We start from the raw sequence: 24889 nt of genomic DNA, 5'->3' as shown, positions 1-24889 counted from the left end.
GTTTCGGTTTAAGGTTTCCCCTTGAGTGTAAAGACAAAAAGGGTGGAAAATTAAATTACACTGCTAGTTTTTCATGGGGATCGGCTACTCTAGTAAGAGGGAATGTAGAGGCCGGAACTATGATGAAGCTTGGTTTGCTGGTGCGATCGCGAAGCGTCTCCGCAGAAAAATCGCCAAACAACGACTTAGGAATCGGAAAAGTTACCGATCTATCCTACTCTACAGCAACAGTTGAATACTTCTGCTCAATTGGGCAACGCCTGGAAAAAACCTTACCCTTAACTTCGCTTGATAGAGTTCAACTCCCGCCTCAGACACGATGCTACATCCAGCCAGAAAGCCAGGATACATGGATAATTGGCCGCATTTTTGACTGGGACGAGGACAAACGTCAGTATCGAATCGATCTACCCGATAAAAAGATAGCATTAGTTGCTGAACAGGAAATTTACGTTCGTTGCAACCTACCCATCGATGACCCCATCGAAACTCTAGCGATGAAAGGGCAGGAAACGCCCTACTTTCACGATCGACGTTTAGCTTTTGTCGAGTGTCTCATCGAACAACGCGCCGTCAGTCGCGGGATGACAGGGCTGATTTCTGCCAATATTGACCTTTATCCCCATCAAGTTGAAGTTGTCCGCCGCGTACTCGAAGACCCCATTCAACGTTACCTCTTAGCTGATGAAGTTGGACTGGGAAAGACGATCGAAGCAGGTGCTATTCTTCGCCAGTATCTCCTCGATCGACCGCAGGGACGTGCAGTGGTGCTAGTACCGCAATACCTGCGGGAACAGTGGCTTCAAGAATTAGAACATAAATTCTATGTCTCTGACTTGGAAAATCGTGTCCAGGTACTTGCAGTAGAGGATGTCGATCGAGTCAGTCCGAATGCCGATTTGGGCTTCCTGATTTTAGATGAAGCACATCATATTGCAGCAATGGCGACCTCTTCAGATTCGATACAGTGCAGGCGTTTCCAGACTTGCAAACACCTCGCTCATAAAAGCGATCGCCTGCTTCTATTATCTGCAACTCCAGTTCTCAATCACGAGCAAGATTTCCTGGCGATGCTGCACCTACTCGATCCGATCACCTATCAACTTAACGATTTGGAAGGTTTTCGTGCGAGGGTGAAAAACCGCCAACAAATTGGTCGAGTTTTACTTTCATTTAAGGAGGGAGCAAATCCTTTTGTTCTTAAAACTAACCTCAATCAACTGCGAAATCTTTTTGCGGCAGATCCGTATCTGCTAAACCTCGCAGATGAGTTGCAAAATTGCTTGCAAACTAAAGAAACACCGGCCGCGCTTCGAGATCGAATTGTGCGATCGATTCGCACCCACATCAGCGACACCTATCGGTTACACCGTCGAATGCTCCGCAACCGTCGCGCTGCGGTGGAAGATGTAATTTTTGCCCGAAATGTGACACCAAAAGTAGAGTATGACTTAGATGAGCGATCGCCCGAAATTCACGAACTAATTGATGAATGGCGCACAGTCGCTCCTAACCAACAACAATATCAGCAAATTTTTCTACTTTTATTCCGTGCTAGCGGGACTTGGTTAGGGATTTTAGCGCAAGTGCTGGAAACCCGTTTAAGCGGCATCTCCCATTCTGCCTTGATTCAAGAATTTGGTGCTGATAATATCCGCATTCTGACAGAAACCCCTAAATTTTCTGGGGAAGAACAGATTTTGCAATTTTTACTAAGGATTATTCAGCAACCTTCAGAAGAAGGATCTCGCCTCGAATTACTCAATAGAGTTCTACTTTATCATCTGTCAGAATGTTTGAAACTTCAATCTTATCGCCGCAGCAACCTTGATAGATTGCTGGAACAGGTGCAGCAGCGAATTCGCCGCCCGATACCGGGAGATACCCTACCAAAAGTTATCATTTTCACCAGTTTTATTCAAACCGGTGCTGAGATTGTCCGGTGCTTATCAGGTACTTTCGGTAGCGGAACTGTAGCTAGCCATCAATTAGGGATGAAACGCTTTGATGTTGAAAAAAACCTCAATGGCTTTAAAAATGACCCCAATTGTTTTATCCTAGTGTGCGATTCCTCTGGTGAAGAAGGCCGCAACTTCCAATTTGTGAACTGGATGATTAATTTCGATCTTCCCTGGTCGCCAAATCGTTTAGAACAAAGGATTGGCAGGATCGATCGCATTGGTCGCCCTTTAAATGTTCAATTTACAGTATTCGCAGGCTCAGACTTAGAGGATAGCCCTCACGCTGCTTGGTATCAATTATTAAAAGACGGTTTCGGTATCCTTCATCAATCAATTGCAAGTCTTCAGTTTTATGTAGATGAAAAACTACCAGGACTGGTAACCACTCTGTTTCAATCTGGTGCTAGTGGACTATTGGAAATGATAGGGACTATCCAACAAGAAATTGCTGAAGAACAGGTAAAGATTAGCGAACAAAACGCTTTAGATGAAATAGATGCCCAAGATGAAAACGCTACCCAATATTTTCAAACTTTAGATGATTATGATGCTCGCCATCAGGAAATTAAACGAGCAACAGAAGACTGGATATGTCAAGCACTGCAATTCAAACAAATTGAGGATCAGAATTTAGCAAAAGTATGGCGTTATAAACCGACTACGCGCACTCTAATTCCCATCCACGATCTAAGAACTTGCTTTGCTGCTTGTGCACAACGCTCTGGTACTTATAACCGGAGAATATCAACTAAATATCCTGGTGTCAACCTCTACCGTATTGGGGAAGAATTTGTGGAAGCACTAGCATCTTATATCCATTGGGATGACAGGGGTCAAGCATTTGCTCTATGGCGGTGCGATCGCTCTTGGGATGCTGGAGAAGGGATGGAATGGTTCGGTTTTCGCTTTAATTATGTAGTCGAGGCTGATTTGGAATTAGCCCAGCAAGTTTCAACAGATTTTGAGCTGGAGCGAAGTAGATTTGTATCTGTGAAACGGCGCGCTGATGCGTTATTTCCTCCGATCGTAGAGACAATTTTTATTGATGCTCGCTACGAACCAATGAGCCTTGTTGAAGATGAAGCTGTTTTGAAGATTCTGCAAGGTTCGTACAAGGGTAAAAGTTCTCATCCCTGCCGAGATTATAATTTAGCAAAAAGTCGATTATCGGTTCTCAATGAGTTTGTTGATGAGAGTAAGTGGCGTGATTTGTGCAGTCAGGCGCGTGAGACCTCGGAAATACTGCTGCGCGATCGCACTTCTTTCATCGAACTCTGCGAACAGCGCGCCCGAATCGCCGACCAGAAACTAGGAAATAGACTAGACCAACTGCGGCTGCGCCTCAACCGACTGGCTGAAAGCCCACAAACTTCGCATTCTTTACTAGCCAAGGAAGTTAAGATAGAAACTGCGTTAAGTCAAGCTATGTTAGAAGGGATTCGCTATCCCCGAACCAAGCTTGATTCTGTAGGATTCATTGTAGTTTCTGGGCGACCTCCGGTTGAATCTCAGGAAGGGGGAGATGAGTGATGGCTGATTCTTTTCAAAAGCTCAGAGAAATTCTCCAAACAGGTAAGATTCCTGCCGATACAAGTCAGTTTTCAGAAGCCGGTTACAGGCGCTTGCTGGAAACTTTGGGTGCTGCGGGAACTTCTTATGCGCCGGGAATGGGAGATATTGCGGCTCTGATCCGTCAGGTTCTGCGGCGGGAATACGAGCAAAAGGGTGGGATACCCCCAACTTTGAAAGTACCTCGGACTTCTCTTTTTCCCGATCGCGAAATGTGGCAACAAAGCGGTATCGATATTTTGATCGAAGGTGCGGATTACTATCTGATTAGCGCTCATCCTTGGCTGCCTGATTGGCTAGATTTTTCCGCACAATATCCCCCAGACAAACCCGTATTTGATGATGAAATTCGCCGCAATTACGAGCCAGTAGACGGAGATCCGTTTCTGGAATTGGTGAATAGGCAGAAGTATCGGAGTGTAGGGCAACGTGAAGCAATTCGGGCTGTTTTGACGGCTGCTGACAATTCGACACTCGCCATTAACCTGCCTACTGGATCGGGGAAAAGCCTTTGCGCTCAACTGCCCGCGCTGGTGCGATCGCAAAATGCTGGTGTTAGTGTCATTGTTGTGCCAACTACAGCACTAGCCATTGACCAGGAACGAGCTTTAAAACCTTTTGTGAACCATGGCACTGCCTATTATGGCGACGAGTTTGGGCAAGGACAAGAGAGACGGCAGGAAATTCGCGATCGCATCCGCAACGGCACCCAGCGAATCGTTTTCACCTCACCCGAAAGCTTGATGAATTCTCTCGCACCTGCTCTTTACGAAGCCGCAAAATCAGAAATGCTGCGGTATTTCGTAATAGATGAAGCGCATATCGTCGAACAGTGGGGCGATGAATTCCGCCCCGCTTTTCAAGAACTCTCAGGTTTGCGAAGAGATTTGCTGCGCTGGACTTCTTTTACAACTTTATTGCTGACTGCAACCTTAACAGAATCCTGTTTAGATACCCTAGAAACTTTATTTGGTAAACCCGGCCCTTTTCAAGTGATATCTGCCGTACAGTTGCGACCGGAACCGTCTTATTGGTTTGCTTGGTGTCAAAGTGAAGAAATCAGGAAACAGCGATTAATTGAAGCAGTTTATCATCTTCCCCGCCCTCTGATTATTTACGCCACAACGCGCCAAGATGTGAATCGATGGAAACAGGAGTTATTGCTTGCTGGATTCAAACGGTGTGCGATGATGACCGGGGAATCCAGTTCAGAAGAACGCTCTCAACTGATTGAAAACTTGCGCGAGAGACGAGTTGATATAGTTGTTGCTACTTCTGCTTTCGGCTTGGGTGTGGATCAGTCAGATATTCGAGCCGTGCTTCATGTCTGCATCCCAGAAACTATCGATCGTTTCTATCAAGAAGTGGGTCGAGGAGGTCGAGACGGCAAAGCAGCAATCTCGCTCACCTTACATACCACTCAAGACTTAGACATTGCAAAATCGCTTAATGACAAATCTGCAATTACGATCGATCGGGGTTTGGAGCGGTGGCAACATCTTTTTTCAAAGAAAACAATTCTTCCCGATGGGCGGTTTCGCGTTCCCGTCAATATTCCTCCATCTTATAAACCAGCAGATATTGACATGAACAGCGAACAGAATCAGGCTTGGAACATCCGCACTTTAACGCTGATGAGTCGATCGGGTTTAATCGATATTGATGCCGAGGAACCGCCGCGAAGAAGAAATTTTAAATCGGAAGCAGCTTATAACGAAGCTTGGGAACTGCACAGAGAGTCCCGGTTCATCCGCATCCGAGATGAATCGCATCTGAATCGTCAAACTTGGCAACATAAAGTAGAGCCAATTCGCCAACAGCGCCAAAACTGGAGCTATAAAAACCTGCAATTGATGCGCGAGGTTTTGCGGCCGAAACGCTGTATTTCAGAAATCTTTGCTGAAGCTTACACTATTCCCGCCCGTGCAGTGCTAGAACCGAGAAAACAGGTGATAGTTTCTCGCGCTTGCGGTGGATGTCCTGTTTGCAGAAAAAACAGGGAACCAGAGTTTTCGGGAATTATACCCGCCCCATTACCTGTATGGCAAAAACCGATTTTTTTTGTAGGTCAAAAACTAAAATCATTGCTGGGAGAAGATAAGTTAATGCTCGTTTTCTATGAGCCTCTTGAATCTCAAAGCTGGCAACTCAAAAGCTCTAAATTTTTTAACTGGTTAATCGAGCAGGGAATTAATAATCTGGTGGTGACTGATGAATTTCAGAGTATATTGATAGCAGAAACAAATGGAATTGCCGATGCTTGTATATTTTTGTTTGGAAAATACGAACCCATGCTGATGCCGCGCATTCCCACCCTGATATTTCATCCGCCCGGAAAGGCTATCCCTCACAACTATTTGTCACTCAACAGAACTTCTGACGCGCCGTTGATTATCATGCTTCCTGTAGATACACCCGAGCCCAGTCGCAATGACCGCAACCTGATTGATATTTTTCCTGGGAAACTTTGTATGTTTGACCAGTTTTGCAGGGAGGTTAATTTATGAGCGTCTTAAAAACAGGTAGAGCTACTCCTAGTCGAATGCGAGGAATATTTAGATATTTACTTCAAGAACCTAAACAGCGTGCAAATAGAGAGAAACTTACTCGACTGCTCTCTCCTGAGAAATTATCGGAAGATAAAAATGAAAAATATCCAATGTTCAACGATTCCCTGAGAGAAAGCATAAAATGTGGCTTATTAATCGCAGACAATGATGATATTGCTATAAATTTTGAGCTCCCCGAAGCATCTCGACATCCTCACACAGGTGATAAATTGTTCCCCGATACGCTGGTACAGCTATTGTTTGCTTCTGATAACGAAGATGAAGAAGATTTAGGTCGGTTAATAGCATGGTATTTAGCACAGGATATTTATGATGCTCCCCGTACTTGCAAAGAAGTAGAACAGCTTGTCGTAGAGCAGGGAGTCGATCGGTCTTTAGATTTAAAAGCATCGAGCAATGCTTTGTTGGGTCAAGCCGAGGACTGGATGTGTTATTTAGGGTTTGCTTGGAGCCATGCTTCAGATTCAAACAAAAAACTTGTTGTGGCTGAGCCAACTGCTTATCTCAGACGAAATTTAAAGGATTTATTTCAAGGCGAAGCAAAAGCTAAACTTTCAATTCGAGATTTTATCGCTCGCCTAGCTAAAAAATGTCCTCTGTTTGAAACTGGAAAATTTAGAGAACAGGTTGAAGAAAAAATTGGTGGTCGCTTACCAAATCACTTATCAACTAGCACGGCTTTTGCTTTATTCCGCCTTCAAGATGATGGTTGCATCAAGTTGGTAAGGGAGTCGGATGCCGATCTATTCATCTTTCCAAGTGGAGACAAAGAAGCAGGATTTTCTCATATTATTTTGATGGGTTAGAACCATGACTTTTACAAAATTTGTTTGCTGGGATGTCGATCGCGTTCGCCGCGTAATGGGTGTGGAGGCTACGCAAACTCCAGATAGTATATTTCTGGCAACTCACCATCCAATTGCCATGTACCGCCAGGAACTTATCGATGCACCGTCGCGAGTTTCCTACAGTGAGGAACAATTTCTGAAAGACTTTCTCGCTGAACAAGATTTCGCTTTCGTGCCAGTTTTAGGCAGTTCTGGGACGGGAAAATCTCACCTGATTCGCTGGCTAGCTGCGAATATTGAATCGACCCAAAAGCGCCGAGTTTTGCTCATACCCAAAATTGGAACGAATCTCAAAGATATTCTCAGTTTAATATTAGAAGGGATGGCAGGAGCAACCTTCGATGAATACCGGCAGCGTTTAAATCGAGCTACTAGCACCTTGACTGAAGCACAAGCGCGGGAACAACTTCTGAATCAGCTTGCGGCTGCTGTTGGCCCAAATGGTCGGGGCGATCGCACAAAACTGTCGGACGTGGAAGATTACCTAGTTGGTGCTGTTGATTCTTTCCTATACGATCCATTTTTCCGAAAAGAATACTGGCTAAAGGATGGGGGTATTATCCATCAATTAGTTATCCACATTCTCGGACAGCGAGATACGGTAGAAGTTGTGGAAGAACGGAGGCATTTTTCGCTAAATGACTTGCCTCTCAATGTTTTAAACTTGCAAAAAGCTGGGCAGTCTGCGCGGGAATTTTATAGCTTACTCATCGGCGATGAGGATATTCAAAGGGCAACTGTAGATTGGTTGAACCGACATTTAGATGAAGCCATAGCTCAGGTTTTGAGCTTGGGGCGGGAAGATTTACAAAGATTGATGGGGGAAGTTCGCGAAACTTTAGCCCAACAAGGAATAGAGTTAATTTTGCTGATTGAAGATTTTGCTAAATTGCAAGGCATCGATCGCGAAGTTTTAGAAGCTGTTTTAGCCCGACCTCAACAAGCGGGTGGCAAACATTTGTGCGCGATCCGAACGGCGCTAGCTTGTACTACGGGCTATTTTGACAGTCTGAGGTTAGATACTGTAAAACAGCGGATTACTTTTAGCGTTAATCTTGACCTTGGCACGGTTGGCGAACAATCTTTAGTGAATTATGCAGATATCAAACAATTTGTGGGTCGATATCTCAACGCCGTGCGTTTGGAGGATAAAACAATTCAAAATTGGTGGGCTGACTCTCGCAATCGCGAAGGTGCGGATCGAGAATCTCTACCTACCGCTTGCAATGAATGCGAACACAAACTAGCTTGTCATGCGGGTTTTGCAGAAGCAGACGGTTTTGGTTTGTATCCTTTTACTTCAGAAGCCTTAGAACAAATGCTTTCTAGAGTCAATCCCGGCAATTTTAACCCTCGGATTTTGATTAAAGATGTTCTTAAGTGGACGCTAGAAAATTATGCTGCTGATATCGAGGGCGGAGAGTTTCCTGCTATTTCTGTTCGAGAACACTTTGGCAAAATGCGGCTGAGTGCAATTGTTCAGGGAGATATTCAAGCGAAAGATCCAGAAAATGGCGATCGCCGCCAGATTCTCCTAGATTTGTGGACGGATAGTAACGATCTTTGTGATTTGCACCCAGAAGTTCACTCTGCATTTGATATTCCGGCGCTGGGCGTGAAGGTTCAGCCCACACAAAAATCATCATCTGTTTCGGGTGCTAAAGAGTCTAGTTCTTCTGTTAGTAATTATCAAGTTGAGTCACAATCTCAAACTAAAAAAAATCTGACAGCATCCGGACAAGTTCCCGACAAGCTGAGTAGGCAAAAAGAAATTCTTGATAGGTGGAACAATCAAGAATTTCTCCCGCAAGATATCGCTGGGGAACTGAGGCCGTTGATTTACTCAGCTATCGGCGAGCGGATCGAATGGGATACGGAAATGCTGCTTAAGGGGGTTTTTGCTAGTAGTGGGACGACATATTTTAAAAGCAGAAATATTACTTTTTTTAGTCCAAAAGTGACGAGGGAGACGATTTCTGGAGTTAAACTATCTCTTCCTCTGAATCCTGATGATGCAGATGAGTTTCGGGAAACGGCGATCGCCTTCCAAGGTATGTTGCAATACAGCCATTACAAGCATTGGAAGTTCCCCGATGGATCTCGCTACTTTCGCACCTACGCCAAACAACTAGAAAAATGGAGTCAATATGTCCTAGAGCAAATTCGCCTGTATCCCCGCGAGTCTGGGGAACCCTGGAATCCTGTCCCTGCGGCAGTTGAGCTACTGGCGATCGCAGCAACAATGGCCGGACATCCTACAAATTCGATTGAAGATTTGATTAATAGTTTGTTTCTCGATTTAGAAGCAAAAGATTTAGAAAATCGTTCAGCTAACTGGAAAAAGCTATTTAATAGCTTACAAAACCACCGCGAGGGTTTACTAGAAATTGTAAAAAGTCGCACAGCTTGCACAAAAGGTAGCTCTCCGAGATTTCAAATTATTGATACTGTTCAAATTTTGGAACCTTTGAAACAGGTTAGCAAATCTTGGCAACCTCAAACTGAAATTCCGCCAGATGTTCGAGAAAAGTTTCCCGAAATTAATAAAGCGCGTCAAGCAGCAGATGAACTCCTAGAAAAAGCGATTCAGGAAGAGTGCGATCGCCAACTTGCTGTTTACAATTTTATCGTAGCTGAATTAGGGGAAGACATCAATAAAAAAGATGTTACCGATTTAGTAAAGCGGGCGATCGCTCGCTCGACACAAGCTGGTGTATTTCGAGGCAGAAAGAGTGTCGATGACCTAACATCTGTATTGGAACAGTTTAAACGAGTTGGGCTTTCTAGCTATTTAGAAACAATGAAGCGCGTGCAAACTGAGAAAGATAATCCCGATAGTAAACCGGGGAAGCTGCTTAAGTATCTCAGCGAAAATCATCAAAAAGCAATGACAGAGGCTTCCGAATTTGTCGGCAGCACTAACAATTTTCTTGATGCTTCTATAATCGAGGTGAATAACCGAATTGAAGATTTAGAAGTGTCTGGTGGTGCAACAGTAGAATCTTGCCATAGGGCTATTCAAGATGGATTGGCTAAACTGCGAAATCTAATTACTGAAATTAAAGAATAGATAATATGCTTCTCGAAAAATCCACTCAACTGATTGAGTTATCTCAAAAGAAAATTAATCGTCAGAGCGATGTAACCAATCTTCAAGGCTTTCAATCTCGACAAGAACAAATCAAGCAAGCTGTCGATGGAACTCTACCTCTCGTTCAATCTTTGAGAACTTTTCGTAAAAAAGAAATTGCCAATTTGGATTTAACTCAAAAGGCTGAGATTCTGCTGACATTTATTGCTAATGTTGAGTCAAAATTTAAAGAAGATCCTGAGTGGATTATAGATAATGAAAATTTCAACGAAAAAAATTTCACTTCTAGGATAAAACAATTGCAAAAAGCTCTGGAAGAGCAACTCAGTCAAGCTTGGCGGCGCTACCGAAATCAAAATAGGCCAAGCACTAATAATGAAATCCTAAATGTATTGGATAAAGTTTCGGCATTTAAGCCAACTGTCCAACGGATTAGAAGTTTAGATTTGCAAATTCTGGAATCAAACTCAATTCCCCAAAGCAGTGAGGATTTTGAAAGAGTCGATCGGCTAATTGAGCAATTAAAGCAGTGCTGGGAGGGCTTAAATTCTGATGAGGTTCCTGAAGCAGTGCTTCTTTTTCTGAGAGTGGCTGCTAATGAGGGTGCTACCTTCGGACTTTTAACGCCAGAGGTAAAAGATTGGTTGGCTAAAAATGACCTTATTGATTCTTTACGAATTCGCTTGACCTAATAAATGGTTTGCGATTGTCCAAGAAATCACTGACGCACCCTCCTGCATTTTCTAGCGTACAGACAAAGTGCGATCGTCTTTGCTGTGCTCTGCGGTGCGTCAGCAGCAAATTGTTTGAGTTGAGTCACATCTCTTGACTGACGCACCCTACTGCATTTTCTAACGTACAAACAAAATAGAATTTGAAAAGATTAGACTCTAGCGAACGGCGAGGGCGATATTGTGCGTGTAAATCGGCCGTCGAAAAGTTTTCAATAACTTTGAGATTCAGTTCGTCAGCCAAAGTTGCTATGTTTTCAAACCCAGTAATCCACGGTGCATACATACTTTCATATTTATCTATGTAATCATTGATATCTTGGTAGCCCGTCGTTCTCAAAATCACCTTGTCCGACATATAATCGAAGGACAATCGAAAATTATGAAAATTGTCGCGAATTTGTTCTAATACAAATATTACATCTTTTTTGTCAAGCAAGGTAGTGTTGCCTTCCCACAAAAAATATGTCGGTCGAGCGAAATCAAATTCACTCTGCTTCAGCAAGGAGATTAAACCGTCTTTTACGTAATCGCCGGGAATGTAGCGAACATTGGCAGTAACTTTGTTAGCTTTGAGAGTTTCTTCTTTTAATTGAAGAGTCGCGCGATCGTCTATTTCCAAATAAATCACTCCTTCTCCATTAATTCTAGCAGCGCGAGTATCCAAACCCGAACCTAAAATAACTACTTGCTTGCAACCTCCTAAAATTTGATTTGACAAAACATCATCAAAATATTTAGTCCGCAACTTAACCATTTCTTTAGCGGCGGGAGAGCTTTGAGCTATTTGGTTAGCTATTTTTTGTGTTTCCTCATTGAGCCATATTTTTACTACATGATCGGTATAGAGAGGAATGGCCTCTTCATTCTCTTCTGCTCTAAACTCCGCAACGATAAAAGCAGTACCAGTTACATTTTTCATGGCTAATCTTTCACCTTTACTAAGTAGTTGGTTACAAGTAAACATTAGATGGGGAGGGGGTTTTTAGATCCCTAATCTCCCTTGCATCCTAGATTCTTAGCTAAACCCGCCTACAAAATACTATGGTTTTTGCCCTTACCTACTTATTGACTTCTCGCATCTGCTAAAGACTCATTGCTCGCTTCAGCATCCGAATGCAGTTCAGCTTGGTGGATCTTATCAGGAATCAGCCCCTCCGGCCGCACGAGCATCATGACAACAAGAGTTAGGCCGAATAGAAATAAGCGCATTTGAATCGGGTCTAAACTGGTGGCCAGAAAGTCTCGCAACTGGGGAATTGCAATCCTGGGGAGTACAAAAGTATTCAGAAAACCCTTGAGGACTTGCGCTAATTGTGGCAGATAAAGCCGATCGGCAGACATGATAATGATAGCCCCCAAAATCACCCCCGTCATATTCCCCAAACCGCCTAAAATCACCATACACAGGATGATTACCGACACCGAGAAATCGAAAACGCTGGGAAAAATCGCGCTGATATAGGCGGCGTAAAATGCGCCGGCAAAGCCCGAAAACGTCGCTCCCATCGCAAAAGCCGAAAGTTTGGTTTTGACCAGGTTAATGCCCATCGCACTCGCCGCTAATTCATCTTCGCGCATGGCATTCCATGCCCTCCCCAAGCGGGAATCTCGCAGCCGCGAAATCATGAAGTAAGCAAAGACAACTAGCAGTAAAATTAGGTAGTACCAGGGAAAGTAGTTGCCGGTGCTGAAAGTGCCGACGATGGGGAGAGATGGACGCCCGATCGGGTTTATGCCCGCTTCGCCGCCGGTGAGGTTAAAAGGTCGATCGCACCCAACCAGACACAGCACCAACTCAGGTTTACCCAACAGGGAAGCAACAATCTTCGATACTGGTTCGTCAATCCGAATCGCCGTTAAATTCCTAAAGACAACCGGGATAATTTCGCCAAAACCGAGGGTAACAATCGCCAAATAATCGCCCTTGAGCCGCAGTGTCGGAATACCGAGGATTACGCCCGCGATCGCAGCTACACCGGCGGCGATCGGCAATACCACCCAAAAGTTCCAAGCAATATTTAATTGCCCAGAAGATAGCAAAGCCGTCGTGTAAGCGCCGATCGCAAAAAACGCCGCATATCCCAAATCCAACAAACCCGCAAAACCCACAGTAATATTCAAACCCAGCGCCAACATAATAAAGATTTGAATCTGTACTACAGTAGCAATCCAGCCAGTCTGAGCCTGAATGTCGATAAACGGAAACAGAATTAGAATAAAAGCTAATGTCACCAGAGTTGCCAGTCGCTGGCGTTCCCCCTGCAAACCCTGCAAAGCACCCATTAACGTAGCTGTCAAAATTGCGATCGTCAAACTGCAAATCCCGTACAGCAGCGTAGTCGGCAAAGCAACAGCAGATTGACCAGAAAAAGGTCTAATCAAAACCCCTTCTACCACACTCGCAATTAATAGCCAAACTCCCAATCCCAATCCCGCTAAACTGCCGATACTCGCACCCATTTTCGGGCTGTAAACCTTCTGATCCCGACAGCTCATAAAGCCCGCCGCCGTACCCATCAGCCAGCCGATTACGGTGCCACTCCAACCGCCAAATAACAAAACAGTCAAAGAGGCGATCGCCCCTAAAATACCGCTCGATTTGATCGCATTAATTATTTGTTTTGACATAGGAAGAAGTTATTAGTTATTAGTCATTAGTCATTAGTTATTAGTCAGCAGTCAGTAGTTAGATGCAAGAATGCGAGGAATCGCAGTTTTATAGATGCGACTGACACAGGCAGTGCCAATTTCTGCCTCAAGCAACTCGATCGACCGCTGGTTCGGGAAACTGCCGAGCGGGCTAGCTACAGTTTAGAGTCTTTTGAGAGCGATTGTTTCACCACAGCGATCAAAACTTCTAATATACTGGAACTGTTACCGGAACACACTTCAAACGGGCGATCGCGATATGGTACAAGCACCTCAAAAAACTATCACCCTCGACGAGTTTTTGCAACTCCCAGAAACCAAACCCGCTAGCGAATACATCAAAGGTGCGATCGTCCAAAAACCTATGCCCCAAGGAAAACACAGCAAACTACAAGGCAGACTCGTAACAGTCACCAACGACATCGCAGAGAAACCGCAAATTGCCCTAGCCCTACCAGAACTTCGCTGCACCTTTGGCGGACGTTCTATTGTCCCCGATGTCGCGATTTTTGTTTGGAATCGCATTCCGCTAGACGCTGACGGCGAAATTGCCAATACATTTAATGCTCACCCAGACTGGACAATAGAAATTTTGTCCCCAGCCCAAAGCCAAACCAAAGTTACAAACAATATTTTGCACTGTTTGAACGCCGGTTGCCAGATGGGTTGGTTGGTCGATCCCGATGAAAAAAACATTTTAGCCTATCCTGCAAGCCAGCAGCCGATTTCCTTGCAAGAACCAACAGATATACTTCCGATGCCCAATTTTATGCCGGAAATGCAGTTGACTTTAGGCGAAGTTTTTGGCTGGCTCAAACCAGGGAATATTTAAAACGTAAAACTAAAACGTAAAACGCGATCGCTTGGGGAGAATCTTTCAGATACATGATAAAACTGTTGACTCTTCCTATTTCTATATTGCACTTATAAATAGAAATTTTTAAGCACAACTCCATATCAGACAATTAAAACAAGAATTACGCAGGAGAGATCCTGCCACCTTTTGGGGGAGAAGGCTGTGAAGGCTCCCCCTCTTTGCTGGTTAGCGTACTCCACTTGACCAAGATATCTTCCAAGGTGTAAAGTTAGCTAGCTGCCCTTGTCTAGGTTCCACTAGCTTACTGCGTAGCTTTACAGGTCAGATGTTTTTTTATATCATCAGAGCCAACATGAAAATTCCAATTTATAGAAACACCTCTTATCTCCTGATATCAATTCTTCTAGTTGCAGCTATTTGGCGATTTCTTCATATCAATCAGCCATTTATTGATGGCTTTAGTTGGCGTCAGTCAAGTACAGCCATGATGGCCGAAAATTTCTATCGCAGAAATTGGAATATCTTCTACCCTGAAGTTAGCTGGGATGGGCCAGGACCTAGCTATAATGGACGGGAATTTCAAACAGTTACTTATATTACAGCCCTTCTCTATACTTTATTGGGACAGCATGATTGGGTGGGACGCAGCGTCGTTATCCTGTTTAGCTTGTGGGGAATATTTGCCTTCTATCAGTTAGTTTCTCGTATTTGGGATCGCGATCGCGCTCTTATGAGTGCCGCAATTCTCGCAATTTTTCCAGGCCATATATATGTGGATCGGTCTTTCCTTCCCGACCCGGCAATGGTGGCATTAGTTGTAACAAGTTTCTGGATGCTGATTGCCTACCTACAAACTGACCGCTGGTACTATTTATTGCTTGCCACCCTCTTTGCAACTTGGGGCTTTTTAACCAAACTACCAGGTTTAATCATTGGCATTCCGATGCTCTATACAATATGTGTTGTCCTGGGTCATCGAGGATTACTGCGCCCGAAGAAGCTGATAGTAATTGGAGTAGCTGCCATTTCCATCCTCCTGCCAGTAGCTGCCTATTATTTGTGGGCGAGGCATCTTGCTCTCACTTATCCGCCTTACCACTTTGCTGGCAGCGGGAACTGGCTCTGGGATCATGGGTTACAGGAATGGTTACAAAAGAAATATTTTATCCCTGAACTTTATCATCTTATTTCTCGGCGGATTTGGACATATCCCATCATGCTCCTTGTTGCTATTGGTTTATTCGTTCCTCCTCATTATAAAGTTCCTACCCAAGAATCAGAGCTGCAGCCAAGTAATGTAGCCACACGAGTACCAGGGATGTTTCATTGGTGGATACTTGCTTTTGCCATTTATTACTTCATTGGCGCTCAACAGCTCGTCACAAATTACTCTAATTTAAATATTGTTAACCCAGCCGCCGCCGCTCTAGCAGGAAATGGCCTGATAGCACTTGCTTCATTCGCCAAGCGAGCCGGAGGTTCATCTTCAGCATTAGCACTCATAACGGCAATACTACTAATCATTTCTGGAATTGGTTATAGACAGTTAAACGTATGGTGCTATTCTCCTGTGGCAAAAGATGGCTACGAACTAGGGATAGCTTTGCAGCAAATAACTCAACCAAGTGACCTTGTTGTTACTATAGCTAATCGTGGAGGTGGCGATCCTGTCGCTATCTATTATAGTCGCAGACGTGGCTGGGTTTTTCCTCCTGCTATTTATTGGGGTGCTCCTCCTTCGAGTCCTCAAGAGAGCATGAGAAAGAATAGTATTTATTGGAAATATCCCATAACAGATGATACTTTAATTGCCATCTTAGAAGATTTGATTACCAAGGGAGCAGATTGGATGGGAATTGTTAAATATGGCAATAATCAAATTGCAAAAGATAACCCTAAATTAGTTGCATACATTCAAAAAACATTGGAGATATATCAGGAAACACCCAACTGGGTTATTTATCGAATTCCTCCCAAAATTGAAACAACCAAGCGCTCGAACCAGGGTACTTTGGGGTCTTCTTTGTCCGAAGTAGATTATTGACATGGCATGAGTGAGTGAGTCACTGGACAATCCATATAAGCTGTTGTGCATTTAAACTGTGATAGAAGCATTACCCCTGAAGGGGTGGCAACAAGAGTCAAAACATTGATATAATCAATGACATAGCCCTCATACCCCTCTGAAAAAATCGTAGTTTATTGCGCCTAAGTCCGATTAATGAGCGTAATAATGTCTTGACTTCATTCCCAGCCAACTCCCTCCGCTTCACTGCACCCAACATTGACCCTATAATCCAATCCAAAAACTACTATGGCGACGTATCGATCGCCCGTATTCAGTTAACCTACCCACATATTTTTGAATTCCCATTGTCTTGATTTTTTGACCTTGAATCACAGCACTACTTTAAGCAATGGCTATCAATAATATCAAATTGCTGACGGGTTGACAACCCCGTCAGGGCGCGGCCGTTAAAAAATGGTGTAATTTGTGGTAAGTGACTCCGACGGCGTTTGCCACCATCTGCGAGAGGTTTTTTCGTTCCCTACCTCCCAATAATCCGCCTAAATAGTTCCTAAACTCCTGTTTTTGGGCTTGATGACCAAAGATATCATCAAATCTTTGACACCATTTATCACAGCAAGCGGGCATGGCGGTGGGGGTCGTCTCTTTCATTGCTCATTCTTTAACGTTATATGCTTGCTCTTCAAGCATTAGAACTCATTTAGCTCGTATTTTTTGTTTAAGTCCCGATAAGTATCTCTTGCCATGATTTAAACCCTGCAACTTCAAACCTTCTCCTGAACATTCTCGCCCAACAAACCCCCTGGCCGAAAAGCCAAAATCACTACCAAAACCCCAAACACCCAAGCATTTGTCCAGCGGCTCGACAAATACTGATCGCTCAAAGACGACAGCAACCCAATCAAAACCCCTCCTAACATCGCCCCAACAATATTGCCAATCCCCCCCAAAACCGCAGCCGTAAAAGCCCTCAAACCCGCCGTAAACCCCATCGTAAAAACAATAGTATTGTTGTACAGACCAACCAGAATCCCCGCCGAACCCGCCAAAGCTCCCCCAATCAAAAAAGTCAGAGCAATAATCTGATCCACATTAATTCCCATAATTTTAGCAGCATCGCGGCTTTGAGCCGTTGCCCGCATCGCCTTTCCGAGACGAGTGTACTGCACAAACACATGAAGCAAAACCATCAATACCACCGCCACTACCAACACAATTAAATCTTTTGTAGTAAATACTATACTCGTTTGAATTCCCAAAAACTTTAGAATATCAACTCGCGGCAACAAATCGGGAAAGCTTTTCGGAGCAGCAGAATTAGAACCCATCACCGGAATAAAAGCTTTCAATCCTCCCCAAAACAGCCCCATATTTTGGAAAATAAAAGAAACTCCAATCGCTGAAATTAAAGGAGCTAAACGGGGAGCATTTCGCAAAGGTCTATAAGCGTACTTTTCCACAACAATATTGAGTCCAGCACAAAACACCGAACATACAATTAAAGCAACTAACATCACCGGTATAGCAATACCTAAAGGTGCGCCATCTTGAATCCCAAAAGCCCCGAACACGGTTAAGGAAGCAAAAGCGCCCAACATATACAAATCGCCATGAGCAAAATTGATTAACTCAATAATGCCATAAACCATAGTGTAACCCAAAGCAATAATTGCAATCAGCGCCCCGTTGACAAGACCAACTAATAATTGTTGGATAAAAACTTCAGGATTGCTGACTATTTCCCCAAGGATTTTCGGTAAATCAAATCCTGCGATCGGGCCTAATAGCAAAACTATATAAACTACACCTAGATATAAGAGAATACTTTTCCAGTTTTTCATAATTATTCGTAATTGGGAATTGGAAATTGGGCATTAGGAACATTCATTCTACTCGTTTCTAGGCCGATATTAGAAACGCGGATTCGGAGGCTCTACCTCCAATTTTTCGGATCGGAAAGCCCAGCAGACCAAGAGTGACATTGGTTCCTAGGCTCTGCTTAGGAACCAGTTAAGATCACTACTGACAACAGTCAACTGACAACAGTCAACTGACAACAGTCAACTGACAACTGACAACTGACTAATTATTCCGTCTTGAGCGCATTCACGAACTCCCACTTGCCACCTTTAACAACATTTCCTGACATTGTAGTCAAGCTCGTGTCGCCGTTGGTGTCAAAACTCCAAGTGCCGAGTACCCCGTTAAAATCTTTAGTTGCCAACACAGCTTCGCGGATAGCAGCGCGGTCATTTTTGCAAACTTTATTAATTGCGCCGATCGCAACTTTAGCAGCTTCATAGGCGTAAGCTGCATAAGCTTCCGGTTCAGCATTATATTTTGCCTTGTAACTTTCGTACCACTTCGCACCCGCACCAGTCAATTCTTGAGGAGGCAACCCGCCAAAAGTAGCGTAAATTCCTTCCGCATCTTTGCCCGCCGCGTCAATTAAAGCTTGCTCTTTAATGCCGTCGGGCCCCATGAACTTAACTGCATCAGCCGCCATCCCAACATTTCTCATGTCTTTAATTATTTGTCCGGCATTGCTCTGAGTAGTGCCACCGAAGTAAATCAGGTCTGGATTTAAAGCTTTGATCTTATTCATTAACGCCTTATAGTCGCTAGCTTTAATATCAATTCCCTCTCTTCCGAGGACTTGAATTCCCAACTTTTTAGAAGTTGCTTCAAAAACGTCAGCGATGCCTTTGCCGTAGAGTTCTTGGTCGTCGAGAATGTAGACTTTTTGTACGCCTAAAGATTTCGCCCAGTTGCCAGCTACAGCCCCTTGAAGGTCGTCAGCGGGGACAACGCGGGTGAAATTACGAGTGCCAGCGGGATAATAAACGTTAGGCTCTTTGGCTTCGCCTTTTCCTGGTTTAGTCAGTCCCGGATAAGTGTTGGCCGGACTGATCATGACGATGTTAGCTTGGTTGAGCACAGGAATGGAAAGTTTGGCGGCACCGGAGTTATAGTGACCGATGACGGCAACTACCGAACCGTCAGCGACGGCTTTGTTGGAGTTGGACGTTACTTGGGCCGGGTCCCATTTGCCGGCCGCGGCGGTGGCGTCATCGAAAACTTCGTATTGGATTTGGATTTTGCCGTCGCAAGCTTTGGAGTTGGTTTCGGCGAGGGCTTGTTGGATGCCGTTGACCATTGTTTGAGCTTGACCCAAGGCGCTGCCTGTCATGGGCAGCATGGAGACAATTTTGACAGTATTTGGGTCTCCGGGGCTGCTGACTACGACGGGAGTGGCTGCGGGACTGGTTCCGGGGCTGCCTCCGGGAGTTGTGGCGGTGGGTGCTTGAGGATTTTGACAGCTAGCGCACAGAGAGGCTATTCCGGCGGCAAAAAGTAATTTCCGCAATCCTCCGACGCCGAGATTGTGTGTTGAGTTGATTTTTGGGGATGTGGCACTTTTGCCCCCTGATTTTTCTGAAAAGTTCATAGGTTGGTTGGTTTGTTGCTGGCGTTTTTGCATATTTTTCACTCTAGTCAGTATGTAGTCAAGAGTTAGCACAAGTTTAAAAAATTTGTGTCAACTCTCAAAGATACACTGCTGCCGCCAGAAGGTCGGGACTTGGGCCATATGTGATATCAATGTCGGCGATATCCAAAGTTTAGACTTGAAAAATGTCTTATTCGCCTGGTTCTGCTTGGTATTGTGCGATCGCAGTTTGGATTTCCTCGGCCGAGATGTTTGCTTGTTCTGATTTCGAGTAAATCAGGTGTAAAACAACCTGAGTCGGTGATTCAACTTGATAAATCAAACGATAGCCACCGCTCTTACCAACTTGGGCATCACTGTTTTTAGCCCGGACTTTGTAAACGGTGTATTGGGTGCCTGCAATCAGGTTTCCGATGAAGTTTCCTGGGATAATCTCATCGAGGACGGGCTGAACATAGGTTTGAATTTGGCGATACTTTTTAGCGAGTCCTTTGAGGCGACGTTTGAAAAGTGCCGTGAATTTGAGTTGGACTGGCATCTCAGACATTGATGCCGTCCCAGAGCTCCTCGATGGGGAAGGTTTGTCCCGCTTTGGCTTGGTGAAGCGAGGCTTTCAGGTCAGCGAGGATTTTGTCGTTGGAGTCCGTGTCTGAGTCAAAATCCGAGTCGAAGTCTGGGGCGAGCGCGGTCTGTGTCCGACTGGTCAAAAATTCCAGGAATGTCAGGGTTTGCTCTAAAAGCGATTCAGGAGTCCGTTCGATCGCTTCTAGAAGGCGTTGTTTTATCGGCGACATAAGATGACCTCTCAATCTAGCTCCTCTCATCTTATCAGTAAGTCTAGTAAATTTTGTTTGCATCGAAAACTTAAATGTGTCTGGGATGCTCAAGTGTGGTAAATTAGCGGCTGCTATAGCAATGCTTGGATTCTCTGAATTTTGTAGTCTGAGGTTGACTCGCCCATGATTGAGTTACAAGCGGATTTAGAATATGTAGTGAGCGATCGCCTAAAAGTTTCTTTAGATGCGATCGCACAATTTTGCCCGCGCTGGAACATTGTCGAGTTTGCCCTGTTTGGATCGGTGCTGCGGGATGATTTTCGCCCTGATAGCGATGTGGATGTATTAGTTACTTACGAGTCATCGCACCGCCTCACGCTGTCTCATTTATTGAGTATGCAGGAAGAGATAGAGGATTTATTTCACCGTTCTGTAGATTTGGTGGAAAAAAAACAGTTAAAAAATCCCTATCGGCGATCGAACATTTTGAAAACGCATCGAGTGATTTATGCAAGCGGGCGATCGGGATAGTGCTTCACTTTGGGACATGGCGCAAGCAATCCGTCGGATTCAAGAGTTTACGGCGAATGCCTCATCCGAGACTTATCTTGAAAGTGTTTTTATGCAAAGTGCCGTAGAGCGGCAGTTGGGGATTTTGGGCGAAGCCTCTCGGAGAGTTTCGATCGATTTTCAGCAGTTTCATCCCGAAATTGATTGGCGAAATGCGATTAACTTACGGAATATTTTAGTTCACCGTTATGACCAAGTGAGACCAGAAGTTATTTGGAATATCGTTACAAGTGTTTGGCCTAGTTTGCTGGTACAAATAGAGGCATTATTGCCCCCATTGCCTGATGATATTTGATATCAGAGCCGACCGAATTTGCCCCAAGCTTTCCCGGCTGTCCGCTCCACCCTACTGTTAGAGCGCTCTTTCGCTCGACAAAACGCATTCATTCCTCGTTGACTTTATTAAACAGAAATGGTTTAACAGATAGAATCATACGAGCTAACTCTGTTTTGTTGTGTTTGAGAAGATCGTGTCCCCATAATCCATTCGTGTTATTATTGGAACAGTCGTTTGCAAGGGTTTCTCCGATCTGCTCGAGCTTGCCCGTTCCGATACTCTCAAACTTCTTTTTAATACGCTTTAAATCCTCTGGGTCAGATAACACTCCCAGAATAAACACTCTATCTTGCAGATCCTCTGGAATCTGACTCTTTACATAACTCCCCCGCTCTCCTGTCCCATCAAAATCAATCAGCAAGACCATCATTCTTTTGGGAAATTTTCGCATTTCAGAAACTTGATTTTTTTTGAAAAGAGCCACGACTTTTCCCCAGCCATTAGCAATTGGTAAGACTTGAATCGCAGGTTCATTAACGTTTGAGTTGAGAATGAATCCGTTGGCAATTTGGCGATTAGCATCATCTTCGGGCAACACAAGAACATGGGATTGATAGTTATTCACTGTCATAATTCTATGTCGCCGCGAATCAAGGTATCTACAAGATCGCCACTGACAGGTATATCGCTAAGCAACCTAACCAAGGTTGGTTCTAAGTGACTTTTTCGATCGAGTACAAAGGTATTTTCATTTGAAAACTTTCGGATTGCTTCCTCATTATGTGAGGTAGCTATAATCTGACCGCTATTCTTAAATGAGCGTCGCAGTGATGTAACAAAATGTCCAACCTCTGACAGGGAAAGATAGTTATCAGGTTCGTCCCAAAAGCAAAAAAGTGGGCCGTAGTATTTGTTGGCAGCTAAGACAACTGCACAAATAAAAAAGCATTTCTCCCCATCAGATAAGTCTTTAAAGTCAACACTCAGATTGGCATTATTTGCTTCAAAGCGAACAATCATACTTTTAGAGTCTTTCCCCATTTGTTCATTCAGAAAATCCTGAAAGTCAGGCATAACTTCTTGGAGGTATCTGTAAGCCTGTGTGTAGGCAGCAGGGTAGCGACTGAGTAACCCAGAGAACCACTCCCCAAAATTTGAACCGTCTCGTTTTGGCTCCAACGTTTCCCCGTTAGAGTCTCCAGTCATCAGGCTTGGAATCGGGGCTAAAATAATCGTGCGCGCCAGCCAAGTCTTGAAAATACGAAGCGGATCGGTTTCTGATTGTTCCTGAATCACTGGAAGAGCAACGAGATGCCAATCTACCAGAAACTGAGCTTCAAGATTTCGCTGGCTGTGGCTGGTGTAAAGAGTGACTTGGGCTTCCTTGCGAGAGTAAATTGGATTTCCTGAAATTAACAGTTGCTCTTCAAAAACTCGAAGCTCTCTAAAGTTTTCTGGTAATTCCAATGCCAGGATATATTTGTATAGTTTATTGTCAAGTAATACTTCTATCTCAAATCGAATTGGAACATCAGACCTTCCTCGATTGAAATCTTTCGGATCGATAAGACCAAGATGATTTTTATCAAAGTCACGCATTCTGTTAATGCCTCGACCGATGTGTTGAAGGATTTCCAATACAACACGGATGGTTGATTTACCTGCACCATTTTTCCCAATTAAAAGGGAGGATGGCATCTCTTTGAGAATCAGTTCAAAGTTCTCCAGGCATCTGAAGTTATGTACGTATAGTCTTTGGAGCATAGAAAAACGACTGCGAGGAGTCAAAAGTGAAAAAAATGGTAAGCTTAATTAACCAATATACAATATTTCCACTTCAGAGCACCTAAATAGGTTGTAGTAGATGTAGGGGAGTCCCCCCGTACCTACTCCGGATGAAGCGACGCAAATGAGCGGGGGATTGCCCGTACAAGATTATGCGGAAAATATGAAAGGGCGATCGCCCTTTCAAGTCTGAGTTAACTCACTTTGTCACAACTACAGTTCCCAAATATCAGCTTGACTGCGAAATCAAATCCGAATCGCTTTTTTCTTTTGAGCGATCGACACTAAAATCTTCATAGTACGATCGCTCTGTATTCACATCCCACAAATCGTGCTTTTCCCCGAGAATATTTCTCACAGCCAGCATCCCCGTCAGCATGGAATGGTCTTGGTTGTTGTATCGGTGCATACCGTTTCGCCCGATCGTCTGCAAATTCTCAAATCCCTTCAAAAAACCTTCAAGTACCTGCAAGTGTCCTCGATATTCCCCATCATAAACTGGATAAGCTTTAAGTTGCCGTATGACCACTCCATCTTCCACATCAGCAGTGGTTGCTAACCCCAAACCCACCAACTCGCGAGTTGCTAATTCGATAAGTTCCGCGTCCGACATTTCCCAAATCTCGTCGCCTACGCTACAGAAATATTCCATTCCTAAACAACTTTTGCTGGCGTCTGGAACTAAAGCGGCGCTCCAATTCTTAAAGTTTTGAATTCGTCCCACTTTGACTTCGGGGGAGTGAATGTAAATCCAGTTGTCAGGAAACAAATCCTTGCGATCGACAATCAGCGATACAATCAAAAAATCTCGATATTTGAGCGATCGCGCGGCGTGCAGTACCTCTTCGGGAGGCTGCGGTTTCATTCTTGCTACCAGCGCCGATATCGGCATACTCGTAATGAAATTATCAGCAGAATATTGAACTAATTCTCCGTTTTGCTCCGCAGTAATACTTTTAATCTTATTACCTTCACGCTCAAAGCTAATCACTTTAGTATCGAGATAAACTTTGCCGTCTTTATTCTCCACAGCTTCCGCGAACTTTTCCCACATCATGCCCGGCCCCAAAGCTGGATAATCAAACTCTTTGATTAATGTTTTAGTGTCGTTGCTACCAAACAAAGCATTAATAATTGCTGTAGTCAGCGACAATCCTTTAATCCGCTGCGCCGCCCAATCTGCTTGAATTTCTGAACAGGGAATTCCCCAAACTTTTTCAGTGTAAGTCTTAAAAAATGTTTTGTACAAGCGTTCCCCAAAACGATTGATCACCCATTGTTCAAAAGTTTTTTCTTCCGTAAGTGGCCAAATTCTCACTTTCAGATAGCTCAAAATAATCAGCGTACTCTCAATTATCCCCAAATTAAAGAGAGTATTGAAGGCACTGATCGGATAGTTAAAAAATTTACCTCTATAAAAAATTCGCGACAATCGTGGCACTTTAATAAACTCATTTCCCAGCACCTCTTGCCACAACTGCTGCACGGCTTCAACTTTAGTATAAAAGCGGTGGCCGCCAATGTCGAAACGATAGCCTTTGTAGGTTTCTGTGCGAGCTATTCCCCCAACTTTATCACCTTTTTCTAGTACAACAGGGATGATGCCTTGCTTGACTAGCTCGTAGGCAGCAGTCAAGCCCGCAGGGCCTGCACCGACGATCGCCACAGGATAATGTTTCACTCAGCCTACCTCCAGCTTTTTTCTCGAACCATACAATTATTTATAACTTGTTAAAGGGATAGATGCACCCGTGAATACCCTGAG

At 44.2% G+C, this 24889-nt stretch carries 18 protein-coding genes and 1 pseudogene; 9 read left to right on the top strand and 10 right to left on the bottom strand.

What is annotated here, in order from left to right:
• Positions 1-119: 119 nt before the first annotated feature.
• Genes dpdE through QUB24_RS25820 form a run of 5 tightly spaced genes read left to right on the top strand, consistent with a single transcriptional unit; the run spans position 120 to position 10731 of the window.
• Entirely contained in the window at positions 120-3491 is a 3372-nt protein-coding gene (gene dpdE / locus QUB24_RS25840; RefSeq protein WP_333156481.1) for a protein DpdE, read from the top strand.
• On the top strand, positions 3491-6037 hold the full coding sequence (gene dpdF, locus QUB24_RS25835; RefSeq protein WP_333156480.1) for a protein DpdF: 2547 nt from the start codon (positions 3491-3493) through the stop codon (positions 6035-6037). The genes dpdE and dpdF overlap by 1 nt, the downstream gene beginning before the upstream one ends.
• A complete protein-coding gene (gene dpdG / locus QUB24_RS25830) occupies positions 6034-6906 on the top strand; it encodes a protein DpdG (protein WP_333156479.1) in 873 nt (290 codons plus the stop codon). Before dpdF ends, dpdG begins: the two co-directional genes overlap by 4 nt.
• 4 nt (positions 6907-6910) lie before the next feature.
• The gene (dpdH, locus tag QUB24_RS25825; RefSeq protein ID WP_333156478.1) at positions 6911-10018 is read left to right on the top strand and encodes a protein DpdH; all 3108 of its coding nucleotides are present in this window, start codon (positions 6911-6913) and stop codon (positions 10016-10018) included.
• A 5-nt stretch (positions 10019-10023) separates the two neighbouring features.
• Entirely contained in the window at positions 10024-10731 is a 708-nt protein-coding gene (locus tag QUB24_RS25820) for a hypothetical protein (protein WP_333156477.1), read from the top strand.
• Between the two features lie 124 nt (positions 10732-10855).
• On the opposite strand, the gene QUB24_RS25815 is transcribed toward QUB24_RS25820, so the two are convergent.
• Positions 10856-11692, bottom strand: coding sequence for an SAM-dependent methyltransferase (locus QUB24_RS25815; protein WP_333156476.1), 837 nt, complete (start codon positions 11690-11692; stop codon positions 10856-10858).
• Positions 11693-11835: 143 nt separating this feature from the next.
• The gene (locus QUB24_RS25810; RefSeq protein WP_333156475.1) at positions 11836-13401 is read right to left on the bottom strand and encodes an ABC transporter permease subunit; all 1566 of its coding nucleotides are present in this window, start codon (positions 13399-13401) and stop codon (positions 11836-11838) included.
• 280 nt (positions 13402-13681) lie between these two features.
• On the opposite strand from QUB24_RS25810, the gene QUB24_RS25805 reads away from it, so the two are divergent.
• Positions 13682-14254: a Uma2 family endonuclease gene (locus QUB24_RS25805; protein WP_333156474.1), complete on the top strand. Its 573-nt coding sequence runs from the start codon at positions 13682-13684 to the stop codon at positions 14252-14254.
• 337 nt (positions 14255-14591) lie between these two features.
• On the top strand, positions 14592-16283 hold the full coding sequence (locus tag QUB24_RS25800) for a glycosyltransferase family 39 protein (protein WP_333156473.1): 1692 nt from the start codon (positions 14592-14594) through the stop codon (positions 16281-16283).
• 420 nt (positions 16284-16703) lie between these two features.
• On the opposite strand, the pseudogene QUB24_RS25795 reads toward QUB24_RS25800, so the two are convergent.
• The 5 genes and pseudogenes from QUB24_RS25795 to QUB24_RS25775 form a co-directional block, all read right to left on the bottom strand.
• A pseudogene (locus QUB24_RS25795) lies at positions 16704-16919 on the bottom strand (IS701 family transposase); the annotation flags it as partial.
• Between the two features lie 113 nt (positions 16920-17032).
• Complete coding sequence (locus QUB24_RS25790; protein ID WP_333156472.1) at positions 17033-18109, bottom strand: branched-chain amino acid ABC transporter permease; 1077 nt, start codon at positions 18107-18109, stop codon at positions 17033-17035.
• A 245-nt stretch (positions 18110-18354) separates the two neighbouring features.
• Positions 18355-19749 carry a branched-chain amino acid ABC transporter substrate-binding protein gene (locus QUB24_RS25785; protein ID WP_333156471.1) on the bottom strand — a complete coding sequence of 465 codons (1395 nt, stop codon included), beginning with the start codon at positions 19747-19749 and terminating at the stop codon, positions 18355-18357.
• Between the two features lie 157 nt (positions 19750-19906).
• On the bottom strand, positions 19907-20263 hold the full coding sequence (locus QUB24_RS25780; protein ID WP_333156470.1) for a type II toxin-antitoxin system RelE/ParE family toxin: 357 nt from the start codon (positions 20261-20263) through the stop codon (positions 19907-19909).
• The gene (locus QUB24_RS25775; protein WP_333156469.1) at positions 20256-20510 is read right to left on the bottom strand and encodes a hypothetical protein; all 255 of its coding nucleotides are present in this window, start codon (positions 20508-20510) and stop codon (positions 20256-20258) included. Before QUB24_RS25775 ends, QUB24_RS25780 begins: the two co-directional genes overlap by 8 nt.
• 165 nt (positions 20511-20675) lie before the next feature.
• On the opposite strand from QUB24_RS25775, the gene QUB24_RS25770 reads away from it, so the two are divergent.
• Positions 20676-21023 carry a nucleotidyltransferase domain-containing protein gene (locus QUB24_RS25770; RefSeq protein WP_333156468.1) on the top strand — a complete coding sequence of 116 codons (348 nt, stop codon included), beginning with the start codon at positions 20676-20678 and terminating at the stop codon, positions 21021-21023.
• Complete coding sequence (locus QUB24_RS25765; RefSeq protein ID WP_333156467.1) at positions 21001-21357, top strand: HepT-like ribonuclease domain-containing protein; 357 nt, start codon at positions 21001-21003, stop codon at positions 21355-21357. The genes QUB24_RS25770 and QUB24_RS25765 overlap by 23 nt, the downstream gene beginning before the upstream one ends.
• Positions 21358-21445: 88 nt before the next feature.
• Here the strand turns inward: QUB24_RS25765 and QUB24_RS25760 are convergent, their stop codons facing one another.
• The 3 genes from QUB24_RS25760 to QUB24_RS25750 all read right to left on the bottom strand — a co-directional run bounded on the left by QUB24_RS25760 (position 21446) and on the right by QUB24_RS25750 (position 24805).
• Positions 21446-21964 (bottom strand): hypothetical protein, encoded by a 519-nt coding sequence (locus QUB24_RS25760; protein ID WP_333156466.1) that lies wholly within the window; start codon positions 21962-21964, stop codon positions 21446-21448.
• 2 nt (positions 21965-21966) lie between these two features.
• Positions 21967-23103, bottom strand: coding sequence for an AAA family ATPase (locus QUB24_RS25755; protein ID WP_333156488.1), 1137 nt, complete (start codon positions 23101-23103; stop codon positions 21967-21969).
• A 250-nt stretch (positions 23104-23353) separates the two neighbouring features.
• Positions 23354-24805 (bottom strand): NAD(P)/FAD-dependent oxidoreductase, encoded by a 1452-nt coding sequence (locus tag QUB24_RS25750; protein WP_333156465.1) that lies wholly within the window; start codon positions 24803-24805, stop codon positions 23354-23356.
• Positions 24806-24889 lie beyond the last annotated feature (84 nt).

The sequence above is a fragment of the Microcoleus sp. B9-D4 genome, from assembly GCF_036705105.1.
Lineage (GTDB): Bacteria > Cyanobacteriota > Cyanobacteriia > Cyanobacteriales > Microcoleaceae > Microcoleus.
Note: the sequence above shows the minus strand (reverse complement) of the source record. Positions and strands in the feature narration are given on the sequence as shown.